This is a genomic window from Rhodococcus sp. MS13 (assembly GCF_013277835.1).
In the GTDB taxonomy this organism is placed as follows: domain Bacteria; phylum Actinomycetota; class Actinomycetes; order Mycobacteriales; family Mycobacteriaceae; genus Rhodococcus_F; species Rhodococcus_F erythropolis.
Genome location: NZ_VBTL01000002.1, coordinates 422,184 through 435,720 on the forward strand (window position 1 = coordinate 422,184; position 13,537 = coordinate 435,720).

At 61.8% G+C, this 13,537-nt stretch carries 13 protein-coding genes; 11 read left to right on the plus strand and 2 right to left on the minus strand.

Annotated features, from left to right (window positions below):
* The first annotated feature begins 29 nt into the window (after positions 1-29).
* The 11 genes from FEZ59_RS04415 (at position 30) to FEZ59_RS04465 (ending at position 11,618) form a co-directional block, all read left to right on the plus strand.
* Positions 30-947: a 3-oxoacyl-ACP reductase gene (locus tag FEZ59_RS04415; protein ID WP_007734334.1), complete on the plus strand. Its 918-nt coding sequence runs from the start codon at positions 30-32 to the stop codon at positions 945-947.
* 502 nt (positions 948-1,449) lie between these two features.
* Positions 1,450-2,214 carry an ABC transporter permease gene (locus FEZ59_RS04420; protein WP_003945687.1) on the plus strand — a complete coding sequence of 255 codons (765 nt, stop codon included), beginning with the start codon at positions 1,450-1,452 and terminating at the stop codon, positions 2,212-2,214.
* Between the two features lie 64 nt (positions 2,215-2,278).
* Positions 2,279-3,130 (plus strand): ABC transporter permease, encoded by an 852-nt coding sequence (locus FEZ59_RS04425; RefSeq protein ID WP_003945759.1) that lies wholly within the window; start codon positions 2,279-2,281, stop codon positions 3,128-3,130.
* Positions 3,131-3,141: 11 nt separating this feature from the next.
* Positions 3,142-4,326: an MCE family protein gene (locus FEZ59_RS04430; protein ID WP_003945815.1), complete on the plus strand. Its 1,185-nt coding sequence runs from the start codon at positions 3,142-3,144 to the stop codon at positions 4,324-4,326.
* Positions 4,326-5,345, plus strand: coding sequence for an MCE family protein (locus FEZ59_RS04435; protein ID WP_172932369.1), 1,020 nt, complete (start codon positions 4,326-4,328; stop codon positions 5,343-5,345). Before FEZ59_RS04430 ends, FEZ59_RS04435 begins: the two co-directional genes overlap by 1 nt.
* Positions 5,342-6,400, plus strand: coding sequence for an MCE family protein (locus tag FEZ59_RS04440; RefSeq protein WP_172932283.1), 1,059 nt, complete (start codon positions 5,342-5,344; stop codon positions 6,398-6,400). Before FEZ59_RS04435 ends, FEZ59_RS04440 begins: the two co-directional genes overlap by 4 nt.
* Positions 6,397-7,701 carry an MCE family protein gene (locus FEZ59_RS04445; RefSeq protein ID WP_019747000.1) on the plus strand — a complete coding sequence of 435 codons (1,305 nt, stop codon included), beginning with the start codon at positions 6,397-6,399 and terminating at the stop codon, positions 7,699-7,701. Before FEZ59_RS04440 ends, FEZ59_RS04445 begins: the two co-directional genes overlap by 4 nt.
* Positions 7,701-8,948 (plus strand): MCE family protein, encoded by a 1,248-nt coding sequence (locus FEZ59_RS04450; RefSeq protein WP_007734342.1) that lies wholly within the window; start codon positions 7,701-7,703, stop codon positions 8,946-8,948. The genes FEZ59_RS04445 and FEZ59_RS04450 overlap by 1 nt, the downstream gene beginning before the upstream one ends.
* Positions 8,945-10,339 carry an MlaD family protein gene (locus FEZ59_RS04455; protein ID WP_020906318.1) on the plus strand — a complete coding sequence of 465 codons (1,395 nt, stop codon included), beginning with the start codon at positions 8,945-8,947 and terminating at the stop codon, positions 10,337-10,339. The genes FEZ59_RS04450 and FEZ59_RS04455 overlap by 4 nt, the downstream gene beginning before the upstream one ends.
* On the plus strand, positions 10,339-11,088 hold the full coding sequence (locus tag FEZ59_RS04460; RefSeq protein ID WP_172932284.1) for a hypothetical protein: 750 nt from the start codon (positions 10,339-10,341) through the stop codon (positions 11,086-11,088). Before FEZ59_RS04455 ends, FEZ59_RS04460 begins: the two co-directional genes overlap by 1 nt.
* Complete coding sequence (locus FEZ59_RS04465; protein ID WP_019747004.1) at positions 11,085-11,618, plus strand: twin-arginine translocation pathway signal; 534 nt, start codon at positions 11,085-11,087, stop codon at positions 11,616-11,618. The genes FEZ59_RS04460 and FEZ59_RS04465 overlap by 4 nt, the downstream gene beginning before the upstream one ends.
* Before the next feature lie 93 nt (positions 11,619-11,711).
* On the opposite strand, the gene FEZ59_RS04470 is transcribed toward FEZ59_RS04465, so the two are convergent.
* Both FEZ59_RS04470 and FEZ59_RS04475 read right to left on the minus strand, forming a co-directional pair.
* The gene (locus tag FEZ59_RS04470; RefSeq protein WP_172932370.1) at positions 11,712-13,175 is read right to left on the minus strand and encodes a trehalose-6-phosphate synthase; all 1,464 of its coding nucleotides are present in this window, start codon (positions 13,173-13,175) and stop codon (positions 11,712-11,714) included.
* 103 nt (positions 13,176-13,278) lie between these two features.
* Entirely contained in the window at positions 13,279-13,452 is a 174-nt protein-coding gene (locus FEZ59_RS04475; RefSeq protein WP_020968508.1) for a hypothetical protein, read from the minus strand.
* Positions 13,453-13,537 lie beyond the last annotated feature (85 nt).

Consider the following 13,537-nt stretch of genomic DNA (forward strand, 5'->3'; position numbering starts at 1 on the left):
CGACCGCAGAGAACCGGGAGAGCGCTTCGATGAATGCTGTGAACAGCCCAGAAACCAGTCTCGAAGGCAAGGTCGCCATCGTGACCGGTGCCGGATCGGGGCTCGGAAAGTTCGAGGCCATCGGTCTGGCGAAGGCCGGTGCGTCGTTGGTCGTCAACGATCTGGCCCCGAACGAGGCCGTCGAAGCAACGCTCGAGGAGATCCGCGGTCTCGGCGCCAAAGTCGAATTCGTGGCAGGCAACGTCGGTGAGCGTTCTACCGCCGACGCACTGATGGAAGCAGCGCAGGGGCAGTTCGGCAGTGTCGATATTGTCGTCAACAATGCCGGCGTCGTGCGCGACCGGATGCTGTTCAACATGTCCGACGAAGACTGGGATCTGGTACTCGAAGTTCATCTTCGCGGCCATTTCCTCCTGTGCCGCAACGCCGCTGCCTACTGGCGGGCGAAATCCAAGGAAGCCGGGGCGCCGGTGTACGGGCGCATCGTCAACACTTCTTCGGAGGCGGGCCTTCTCGGACCGGAAGGGCAGCCCAACTACGGCGCTGCAAAAGCCGGAATCACGGCGCTGACGTTGTCGGCCGCACGTGGGCTCTCGCGCTACGGCGTTCGGGCCAACGCGATCTGCCCGCGGGCACGGACGTCGATGACCGAAGGTGTGTTCGGTGACGCGCCGGCCGACGGCATCGATCCGCTCTCGCCCGAGCATGTGGCATCGCTCGTCTCGTACCTGGCGTCACCGGCGGCCGACGCCGTCAACGGTCAGGTATTCGTGGTGTACGGACCGATGGTTGCGCTGATGGCGGCGCCCGTCGTCGAGCAGCGGTTCGACGCCGAGGGAGATTCCTGGTCGCCGGAAACGCTGTCCGCGGTGATGGGTGACTACTTCGCTGACCGTGACCCGGCAAAGATGTTCTCGGCATCGGCGGCCCTGCGCGCGTTGGGCTGATCGACGGGTCTGATTCTCAGGTGCGCGACACGTAGAACCGTTGTTCACACTTAGACGGTCTACGTGTCCACTTCCTGGTAGAAATAGCGTGTTCACGAGTCGGTGGGCGCGGCACTCTGCCTGCGTTCTACAACGAGACCAACGGTCTCGAAAAAACTAGACTGTGTTCCAATTTTGCATTCCTGTGAACGATGCGATATTCGATCGACGTGCCCGGTCAAGGCTGGCGCGGTAGCAGGGTCTCGATCCGGCGCCGATAAGCGCTGATCATTCAAAAGTATTAATTTCCAGGATATTTCGGCGAAATTCGCACCGAAAAGGGATGCTTCCCATGGCCCGAACCTTCGGGTTTCGGATCGTCGCCGTGAGGCTACTTCTTAGAGTTGGACACTTGTTTTTGACAGGTGAACACGTTCTAGTTAATATGACCTGAGTCACAAGCTGTCGGGGGCTGGACTATGAGAACAGACAGTACTGCGGCAACCAAGGACGAGGAGGGCGAATGGTAGACCTCGTCGAGGTGCCATTACGAGCGGTCGGTGGCTTCTTTCAGATGTCCGCCCAAACCTTGAGGGCAGTCTTCTCCCGCCCCTTCCAGCGTCAAGAGTTCATCGATCAGGCCTGGTTCGTGGCGCGAGTCTCGATGGTGCCGACGGTGCTGGTCGCAATCCCGTTCACGGTGCTGGTCAGCTTCACCATCAACATTCTCTTGCGCGAGATCGGTGCAGCCGACCTCAGCGGTGCCGGAGCTGCGCTCGGTACCGTCACACAGGTCGGCCCCATCGTCACCGTGCTGATCGTCGCCGGCGCCGGCGCAACCGCCATCTGCGCGGACCTCTCGGCCAGAACCATTCGCGAAGAGATCGACGCCATGAAGGTGCTCGGTATCAATCCGATCCACCGGTTGGTCGTTCCCCGGGTGCTCGCGTCGACGGGAGTGGCGCTGCTCCTCAACGGACTGGTCTGCACCATCGGCATCCTCGGCGGTTTCGTCTTCTCCGTGTTCATCCAGGACGTGAATCCCGGCGCCTTCGTCAACGGCATCACGCTGCTCACCGGATTCGGTGAGCTCATGCTCTCCATGGTCAAAGCAGGACTGTTCGGCATGATCGCCGGCCTGGTTGCGGCCTACCTCGGACTCAACGTCAAGGGCGGCGCCAAGAGCGTCGGTGACGCGGTCAACCAGACCGTCGTGTTCGCGTTCATGGCGCTCTTCGTCGTCAATGTGCTCATCACGACCATCGGTATCAAGTTGACGGCCGGATGAGGCACACGGCAGTCGGAGAGATCGAAGTGAACAGAACGACGAACGACGGACGGGAGGAGATCTGATGGCGTTGGCCGCAGCGGGACGCTTCCCGCGCACACGTCGACAGATCGGCTCGATCTCTCGCAGTATCGACAGCATCGGTGATCAAGCGCTGTTCTTCGCGAAGGCTCTCGGTCACGCTCCCAAGGCGCTGATGCGCTATCCGCGTGAAACTCTGCGACTGATCGCCGAGATCAGCATGGGCACCGGTGCGCTCGCCGTCATCGGTGGCACCGTCGTGATCGTCGGATTCCTGACGCTGTTCACCGGTGGCACCATCGCCGTTCAGGGCTACAGCTCGCTGGGCAACATCGGTGTCGAAGCACTGACGGGCTTCTTCGCCGCCTTCATCAACGTTCGCATCGCAGCGCCGGTCATCGCCGGAATCGGCCTCGCCGCGACCATCGGCGCCGGCTCCACCGCGCAGCTCGGTGCGATGCGCGTCTCCGAAGAGATCGACGCCCTGGAGACGATGGCGATCCCGTCGATTCCGTATCTGGTCAGCACCCGCGTCATGGCCGGCATGATCGCGATCATCCCGCTGTACTCCCTGGCGGTGATCGCGTCGTTCGTCGCCAGCCGCTTTGCGACGGTGTTCCTCTACAACCAGTCCGGCGGCGTGTACGACCACTACTTCACGACCTTCCTGATACCCACGGACATACTGTGGTCGTTCGCCCAGGCGATAGTCATGGCGCTGGCCGTCATGCTCATCCACACCTACTACGGCTTCAACGCAACCGGTGGCCCGGTCGGCGTCGGTGTCGCGGTGGGTAACGCAGTGCGCGCCTCGTTGATCGCGGTCGTCACGGTCACCCTGCTCATCTCACTCGCCATCTACGGCGGGTCCGGCAACTTCAACCTGTCGGGATAGGCGGGCAAGCGATGACCGTACCCAGATGGCACAAGAAGTTGGCCGCAGCCGGCCTGGTCCTCGGACTCGTGGCGATCGTCGCCGTTGCTCTCACCATGTTCTCGGGTGGGTTCACCAAGAGCACGCCCATCACCGTGACGTCCACGCGTGCCGGCCTGGTCATGGAACCGAATGCCAAGGTGAAGCTGCGCGGAGTGCAGGTCGGCCGCGTCGAATCGATCTCCCTCGTCGGCGACCAGGCAAACCTGAAGTTGGCGATGGATCCGGGCCAGATGTCGAAGATTCCGTCGAACGCCCGGGTGGAAATCAAGACCACCACGGTGTTCGGTGCGAAGTACGTCAACATCGTGATTCCCGACGATCCGTCGACCCAGCCGATCCAGGAGGGTGCTGTCATCGCCTCGGACAGCGTCACCGTCGAGTTCAACAGTGTCTTCGAACATCTTTCGGACGTGCTCGCGAAGATCGAACCGGAAAAGCTCAACGCCACACTCGGCGCGATCTCCACTGCGCTCAACGGGCGCGGCGAGTCGCTGGGTGAGGTTCTCGAGCTCGGTGACACCTATCTGAAGAAGATGAATCCGGTTCTGCCGCAGCTCCAGGAAGACTTGGTCGGCGCCGCCGATGTCACCAACCTGTACGCCGACGTGGCACCGGATCTGATGCGCATCCTCGACAATGCCACCGCGACAAGCGGATCGATCGTGGCCGAGCAGGCAAACCTCGACTTGCTGTTGCTCAACGTCACCGGCCTCGCGGACACCGGCAACGCGTTGTTGACCGACAACGAGCAGAACCTGACCACCGCCCTCGACACTCTGACCGCGACGACGACCCTGCTCGACAAGTACTCGTCGGGTCTGACGTGCTTCATCGTCGGGTTGAACGACGGCCGGATCAAGTTCGAGCCGCTGGCAGGCACCGGTGACAAAGCGGCACTGATGCTGAGTGCGAGCTTCATGTACGGTGCCGAGGCGTACCAGAACCCGCAATCTCTCCCCAAGGTCGCGGCCTCCGGTGGACCCAATTGTTATGGTCTGCCCGAATTCGATCCGAAGGTCGACGGGCATGCCCCGTTCGCAGTCACCAACACCGGCAACGTGCCTTTCGTTCCCAACACCGAACTGCGCGTCACCGTGCCGACCATTTTCCAGTATCTCTTCGGTGACTCCTACGAGCAGGAAGACGGGAAGTGATGAGACCGACCACGGTCAAGCTGCTGATTTTCACCGTCGTCATGGCGGTCATCTTCGCCGGACTGGCGATCGTCTTCAGTCAGGTGCGCTTCAGCAGCAGCAACGGATTTCACGCCACCTTCTCGGACGTCTCGGGACTCAAGTCCGGCGACAAGGTACGTATCGCCGGTGTTCCGGTCGGGTCGGTCACCGGAGTGTCCATCGGTGACTCCAACCAGGCCGAGGTCGAGTTCGACGTCGATACCAAGTACTCACTGATGAAGAGCACCAAAGCGACTGTGCGCTACGAGAACCTGGTGGGCGACCGCTACATGGAACTGCTCGAGGGCGCTGGTTCCACCGAGACGCTTTCGTCAGGTGGATCGATTCCAGTCGACCAGACGTCGCCCGCGCTCGATCTGGATCTGCTGCTCGGCGGATTCAAGCCGCTGCTTCGCTCTCTCGACCCCCAGCAGGTCAACGACCTCTCCGGGGCACTGCTCCAGGTACTCCAGGGCCAGGGTGGAACATTGGTTTCGCTTCTGGGAAACACCAGTTCGTTCACCAGCACGTTGGCGGACCGAGATCAGCTGATCGGGGACGTCATCACCAACCTCAACGACGTACTCGGCACGATCAACGACAAGGGTGATCAGTTCTCCACCACGATCGATCAGCTCCAGCAGTTGGTCAGTGGATTGGCGAAGGACAGTGGCCCGATCGGTAATTCGATCACCGAGATCGCCGGCGCCACCGGAGATCTCGCATCGCTGCTGCAGGCGACACGTCCGGACATCCAGACCCTGATCGGGGAGACCAACCGAACGATGACGCAGCTGGACCTGGGCAAGGACGACATCAATACCGCTCTCGGTCGTCTGCCGTCCGACTACCGGAAGCTGATCCGAGTGGGCACGTACGGAGCGTTCTTCCAGTTTTATCTGTGCGCCAACACTTTCAAGTTCTCCGGACCTGACGGAACGACGATCGTCTTGCCCACGGCAGTCCAGGACACGGGAAGGTGCGCAAAAGTCTCATGACCCCTACCCGTGAACGCAATCCGGTACAGATCGGTGTCATCGGTCTCGTCCTGGCGGTGGCAACAGTGGGTGCCGCGCTTCAATACGATCAACTCCAGTTCATCAACGGCGGCATTCGCTACTCGGCGTACTTCCAGGATGCCGGCGGCCTGGTCACCGGCGACGACGTCACCATGGCCGGCGTGAAGGTCGGCAAGGTCAGCGACGTCGAACTCGACGACCAGAAGGTGCTGGTCACCTTCACCGTTCAGGACGGTGTCGCCCTGGGCGAGCAGACCGCGGCCGACATCAAGACCAACACGGTTCTCGGCCGAAAGTCGTTGGCGGTGCGGCCGGAAGGATCCGGACTGCTGCGCACGGACACGCCGATTCCGGTGGAACGCACCAACTCCCCGTACTCGCTCAACGACGCTCTGGGTGACCTCGGGACAACGGTGTCCGAACTCGACACGGAACAGATCAACGATTCGCTCAACGCGATCTCGGACACCCTGTCCGATACTCCGCCAGAACTTCGCACCGCATTGGACGGAATGACGCGCCTTTCGCAGAGCATCAACTCACGCGACGAGAGCCTGCTCCAATTGCTCTCGCGGGCCGAAGATGTCACCAAGATCCTCTCCGACAGAAGCGGTCAGATCGATTCGTTGCTGGTTGACGGCAACAAGCTGTTTGCCGAACTCAGCTTGCGGCGTGACGCGATCAGCGAACTGATCGTCAACACCGGCGCAGTCTCACGTCAACTGTCAGCGCTGGTGCAGGAGAACGAGGCTCAGATGGGGCCGACCCTCGAGAAGCTGAATTCGGTCGCCGAGGTTCTTCAGCAGAACAAGGACAACATCGCCGGGGCGCTCGACGGCCTCGGACCGTACATCACCGCGCTCGGCGAGACCGTGGCCAGCGGCCCGTTCTTCGATGCCTTCATCATCAACATTCTGCCGAGTAACTGGTGGAAGACCTTGGTGGACACCAGCGTCGCGCCCGAGCAGGTTCCGGGCGACCTGGAAGACTTCTTCCCCGGCATTCCACCGACGATCAGGGGGCCGGGAGAATGACCGAGACCATGACTTCACAGGATTCACAGGGCTCCACCAACCCACGCAAGAAGTGGGTGCTGATCGGAGCGGGTGTGCTGGTCGCGCTGCTCGTGGCGGGTGCGGCCTACCTCTTCATCCCTGGCCTGGGCAAGACCAAGATCTCCGCGCACTTCGTCTCGACGACAGGTCTCTACGAGGGCGACGTCGTGCGAGTGCTCGGTGTCAACGTCGGCAAGGTGACGAAGATCGAACCGCGTGATCGGGACACGTACGTCGAGATGAAAATCGACTCGAGCGTCGACGTTCCGGCAGATGCCAAGGCGCTCATCGTTGCTCAAAGCCTCGTGTCCGCACGCTTCGTGCAATTGACCCCCGTGTACTCCGGCGGGGAACAGATGCCCAACGGCGGTGAGATCCCGATCGAGCGCACCGCCGTTCCGGTGGAGTGGGACGAGATCAAGACCGAACTGACCAAACTGTCGGACGCCCTCGGACCGGAGGGTCTGGACGATCAGGGTTCCCTCGGCCGATTCATCGACACCGTGGGAACGAACCTCGACGGCAACGGCGAGTCCATTCGGTCGACGTTGCGCGAACTCTCGGCCACGATGCACACGCTGTCCGAAGGCCGGACCGATTTGTTCTCCACCATTCGGAACCTGCAGGCGTTTGTCACTGCCTTGTCCTCGAGCAACGAGCAGATCGTGCAGTTCAGCGGTCACCTCGCTTCGGTGACAAGCGTTCTCGCAAGCAGCTCCGACGAGTTGGGCACCGCCCTCAGCGATCTCGACCTGGCGGTGGGCGACGTTCAGCGGTTCGTCAAGGACAACAGCGAGGGACTGAGCGAATCGGTCGCGCGTCTGGCCGATGCCACCCAGGTACTGACTGACAAGCGCCCGGAGATCGAGCAGGTTCTGCACTCCGGACCGACGTCGCTTGCCAACTTCTATCAGATCTACAAACCGGCTCAGGGCAGTATGACCGGCGCAATTGCACTGAGTAACTTCAAGAATCCAATCCAGTGGATCTGTGGTTCCATCGAAGGCATCGACAGTGGTAACTCCCAGAACAGTGCCGACCTGTGTAAGCAGTACCTCGGGCCGGTGCTCAGCACGATGATCGGCAACTACCCCGGATTCCTGTTCAACCCGGTCGCGGGCGTGCAGGCTTTCCCGGATCAGATCGTCTACACCGAACCGGGATTGGAAGCGGCAAGTCAGAATCAGCCGGAAACTGTCGCAGGACCGATGTCAGGTGCTCCCATGACGAGTGTTCCCAAGGATCTCGCCGAACTCTTCAACATGGGCGGAGGGAACTGATGCGGGTAGCTCGCAAGACCACGGTTGCCGTGTTGGCCACGGCAGTGGCACTCGGCGCCAGCGGTTGTGAATGGAACGGTCTCAACTCTGTGCCGATGCCAGGAACTCAGGGCCGGGGCGAAGGCGCATACGAGGTCCAGATCGAGATGCCGAATGTGACTACGCTGTCGCAGAATTCGCCCGTCCGGGTGGATGACGTGGCAGTGGGAAGCGTTTCGAACATCGAGGTTCAGGGCTGGCACGCTCTGGTGACGGTGTCGCTGAATCCCGAGGTTCAGTTGCCTGCCAACGCGACGGCAAAAATCGGCCAGACCAGCTTGCTCGGCTCTCAGCACATCGAGTTGGCGCCGCCGGTTGGAGAAGAGCCCGAGGGCCGACTCGAAGCCGGTGACCTGATTCCGATCGAGCGGGCGGGCGCTTACCCGACGACGGAACAGACGCTGTCGTCGCTGTCCGTTGTTCTCAATGGCGGCGGTCTCGCTCAGGTTCAGGACATCACGAAGGAACTCAACGCCGCTCTCGGTGGGCGTGAAGATTCCGTTCGAGACCTCCTACCTCAGCTCGATCAGCTGGTCGGAAGTCTGGACAAGCAACGAGGCGACATCGTTTCGGCGATGGAAGGACTCGATCGGCTGTCCTCGACCGTCCAGGCACAGCACGACACTTTGAACAAAGCGCTCGAAGGTATTCCGCCGGCACTCGAGATTCTTGTCGCTCAGCGTCAGGACATCACCAACGCGTTGACCTCCCTCGGTGGTCTCAGCGAGGTGGCGAGCCGTGTCATCCAGGAGAGCGGCGACGATTTCGCGACCAACGTTCGGGCCCTTTCGCCGACTCTGAAGGCCTTGGCGGATTCGGGTAATGCTCTCACTCAGGTTCTCGGAGTCCTCTTGACGTTCCCGTTCCCACAGAACGGAATCGACAACGTCATCCGCGGTGACTACGCCAACCTGGCGATGACCATCGACATCTCGCTGCCCCGACTCGACGCGAACTTCCTCACCGGAACTCCGTTGGCCGGAACGCTCTCCGGACCAGAAGGTGTGTTGGGTAAGCAGGCGGGGCTCGCCGGACAGACAGGCAACCCGTTGAGCGACCCGCTCAAGCCTGCCGCACCGCCGGCACAAGCTCCCGCCGGACAGGCTCCCGCTGCGCAGGCCCCGGCAGCGGATCCGAATACCATTCAGATTCCGGGACTTCCGCCGATCAACATTCCAGGACTTCCTCAGGGGGCACCGGCACCATGATGCTCACAAAGTTCGTCCGTATCCAGCTCATCATCTTCGCCGTCTTGACGGTCGTCGGTTTGATCGTGATGGCCACTCAGTACGTGCGTGTTCCGGCGATGGTCGGTATCGGCCGTTACGACGTCACTGTCGAATTGCCCGCCACCGGTGGGCTGTACAAGAACTCGAACGTCACCTACCGCGGTCAGACCATCGGTGTCGTGAACGCGGTGGAGCTCTCGGAGACGGGTGTGAATGCGCGACTGTCTCTCGAGAGTGGCGTCAAGGTTCCGTCGGACGTCGATGCTGCGGTCAAGAGTGTGTCGGCGATCGGCGAGCAGTTCGTCGACCTGATTCCGCACACCGACAGCTCCGGAGCGATCGTGGTCGACGGGCATCTGGAAAACGGATCGGTGATTCCCGAAGACCGAACCAGCATTCCGCAGGATGTCGGCGCGATGCTCGATCAGGCAGATCTGTTGCTGCAGAGCATTTCCGACACCAAGCTCAAGACCGTCATCGACGAATCCTTCAAGGCGTTCAACGGTGCCGGCCCGGATCTGCAGAAGCTGATCGACTCGGCTCGGCTGTTCGTCGAGGAGGCGAACAACAACTCCGACGCGACCAAGACGCTGATCGAGCAGGCCGGTCCACTCCTGGACACTCAGGTGGTCAGCAGCGACGCCATCCGTTCCTGGACAAGCAATCTGGTGACGTTCACCGACCAGCTCCGAGCCAGCGACCCTGATCTGCGTGCCGTCATCCAGAAGGGTCCGGCGGCAGCGGCGGAGGCTAATGCTCTTCTGCAAGACATGCAGCCGACATTGCCGATTCTTCTGGCGAACCTCGTGTCCGTCGGACAGGTCGGCGTGATCTACAACAACGCGATCGAGCAGATTCTGGTCATCTACCCGCCGCTGGCCGCAGCGCTGGTCACGGTGGCAGGCTCCGGCCCGGCTGCGGATGGTGCACTGGTGGACTTCCACATGGAGGTCAACGACCCGCCGCCGTGCACTACAGGATTCCTGCCCGCAGAGCAGTGGCGCAGTCCGAAGGACGAATCACCGATCGAGACGCCGTCGGATCTCTTCTGCCAGGTTGCCCAGGATTCGCCGATCGCCGTGCGCGGCGCGAGAAACCTTCCCTGCGAGGAGTATCCGGGACGTCGTGCGCCGACGGTCGAACAGTGCCGTTCCGGCTACGTACCGATGGGCACGAACCCGCAATCCGGGCCTCCGGAACCGATTACCGCGACCCCGAGCTCGTACACGTCGACGCCTTCGGTCTCGGCTCGTCGGTACGATCCGATTACAGGCACGTACATCGGGCCGGACGGAAGGACGTACTCGCAACCGAACCTCGGTGGCGGCGACGTCAGTCTCGAACAGTTCATGAAGGGTCAGCAGGGTTGATGACAGACGAAGATCCACAGGCCGGGCAGCGGGTGCGCCGTCGCGCGTCCCGCAGCGCCGGACCCACGGGTGCGGATGCAGACGCTGCCGCGGTAGTAGTGCCCACCGAAAAGAAGTCGGCCGAACAGAAGCCAGCCGAGCAGAAGGCAGAAGAGCGGAAGGTGGCGGCGCCAGTTGATATGGGCAAGCCCGATACTCCACCTGAGAAGGTCGTCAGCGGTGAAACCCCCGCAGAAACTGCTGTGGACACCCCTGTTCGTTCGAAGCCCAAGGCCGGGTTGGTAGTCGGGATCGCCGTTGCTTCGGTGATCGCTGTTGCTCTTGCGGCCCTGACGGTGTTTCTTCTCGTCGACCGGAACAAGGCGTCAAACGCAGACGAGGACCGAGCCCGCTACGTGGCCGGTGCCCGGACCACCGCACTGAATCTGACGACACTGCACGCGGATACAGCGGCTGCCGACCTCGACAAGTTCCTCGCCGGCACCACCGACGAGTTCAAGTCGCAGTTCGACGGACGCAAGGATTCGTTTGTCAACGTCCTCGGGCAGGCCGGAGTTCAGACCGACGGCGAGGTACTCGAAGCCGGGTTCGAGAAGTCCGACGGCGATTGCGGGACTTCATTGGTCGCGGTGCGTGCGATGCAGAAGAACGGCGACGAAGCGCCCGCTGAACGCAACTACCGACTCCGAATCACCATGTGCGACGTCGACGGGCAGTTGCTTGCCTCGAATGTGGAGTTTGTGCCATGACCCCAGAAGTAATCCCCGAGACGTCCAAGCCCAAGCGCGTCTCACCGCTCGCCATCGTTCTGTGCGTCATCAGTGCAGTGGCCATCGCGTTGGCGGCAGTGTCGGCGTATCTCTACTTCGGTCCGGGTGGAACGCGTGACATTGCGGCGATCGATCAGACCAGAGACGAAGTGGCACAGGCCTCTTCCGATCAGGCGGTTGCGATGTTCCAGTACGACTACAACAACGTCGACCAGCAGTTGCACGCGGCCACAGACGGTTTGACGGGCGATTTCCAGGGCACGTTCACCAACCTGATCGAATCGGTGATCATTCCGGGAGCCAAGGAAAAGTCGCTGACCGTTCAGGTAGTCGTCCAGGGCGCCGCGGTTCTCGACGCCGAGGCAGACAGCGCGACGACGATGCTGTTCCTCAATCAGATCACTACGTCTTCGGAATCACCCGAAGCCGTCGCCAGTGGTAGTCGCGTGAAGATGAGTCTGGAGAAGCAGGACGGGCGTTGGCTCGTGAACAACGTCCAACCCTTCTGATCGATCACCTGAAACCGGCTGGGGTCGATTACCTGAAGCAGGCTGGGGCCGCGGAGATTCACTCTCCGCGGCCCCAGCCTTTGTGCACTGTCCTCAGTGGTCTTGTGCTTCGGCCGGGGCGATCAGCGCCGGACCTGCGGCACCGCCGTGCGCGAGCGCGTCGAGGAACGAGCGTGCCCAGCGGTCGACGTCGTGGGTCAGGACCTGACGACGTAGCGCACGCATGTGGCGTCGGCCGTCCTCTGGCGGTTGATTGAGGGCCTTCTCCATCGAATCCTTGACGTCGTCGAGGTCGTGGGGATTGCACAGGAAAGCCTGGCGGAGTTCTGCTGCAGCGCCGGTGAATTCGCTGAGCAGCAATGCGCCGCCCAGATCACTGCGGCAGGCGACGTACTCCTTGGCGACCAGGTTCATACCGTCACGCAGCGGCGTGACCAGCATGAGGTCGGCAGCGACGAAGAACGCGACCAGTTCGTCGCGGGGGATCGGCCGATGGATGTAGTGGACGACGGGGCGACCGACTTCGCTGAACTCGCCGTTGATCCGGGAGACCTTCTGCTCGATGTCTCCGCGCATCTGTACGTAGCTTTCGACGCGTTCGCGGCTCGGGGTCGCCAACTGCACCATGACCGTGTCGGCGGGATCGATGCGCTTCTCCATGAGAAGTTCGTGGAGTGCGGCGAGCCTGACGTCGATGCCCTTGGTGTAGTCGAGGCGGTCCACGCCCAGCATGATGTGCTTGGGGTTTCCGAGTTCTTTGCGAATCTGCTTGGCGCGGTCTCGAATTGCCTTGGTGCGTGATAGCTCGTCGAGCTTGCCGGAGTCGATGGAGATGGGGAATGCACCGACGCGGACGCTACGGAAACCTACTTGCACCACACCGAGTTTGGAGCGGACGCCGACGGTACCGCGCGAAGTCTGCTGTCCGGCAAGGCGTCTGGCCAGGTAGAGGAAGTTCTGTGCGCCACCCGGAAGGTGGAAGCCGATGAGGTCGGCGCCGAGGAGGCCTTCGACGATCTCGGTGCGCCACGGCATCTGCATGAACAGCTCGACCGGGGGAAACGGAATGTGCAGGAAGAATCCGATGGTGAGGTCGGGGCGCAGCATCCGCAGCATCTTCGGTACCAACTGCAGCTGGTAGTCCTGGATCCAGACGGTTGCGCCCTGAGCCGCTGCCTTGGAAGTGGCTTCGGCGAACCGCCGATTCACCTCGACGTAGGCGTTCCACCATTCGCGGTGGTACTCGGGTTTGACGATGACGTCGTGATAGAGCGGCCAGAGGGTGGCGTTGGAGAACCCCTCGTAGTACTCGTTGATCTCCTCGGCGCTCAGCGGCACGGGGTAGAGCTCGAGTCCGTCTTCGACGATGGGGTCGAGATCGGCGTCGGGCACGCCCGCCCAGCCCACCCACGCGCCCTGATTGCTGCGCAGAATCGGCTCGAGAGCGGTGACCAGTCCACCGGGGCTCCGCTTCCAGCGGGTGGTGCCGTCGGGAAGCCGTTCCAAGTCGACGGGCAGGCGGTTCGCTACGACGACGAACTCAGCCTGCCCGGACACGGTGTCACCGGTCGAAGAAGCAAGTGCGCTGTCAGAAAGGGTTGAACTGGTCGAATCCGGACTGACAGGCACGTGGTTCCTTCTCGGTCGGTGAGGGAAAGATTCAGTCGAGCTTGGCGGCGGGCGAGATACCGAGCATCGAGAGCAGCATCCTGCACTCGTCGGCATCCTCCGCGTATGCAGCGACAACGTGCTGCGCCATGCGCGCTGTTTCCTCGGCGACGGTCTCGATTTCCTCGTCCGCGATCTCGGTTTCGACGGTCGTGTTCTCAGCCATCATGTTCCTCTCGTGCTTGCCTGCACGGCGCAAGCAATGTTTCTTACTCGCGACTCTATGAGAACTGGGCGTGTCGACGCTAGTT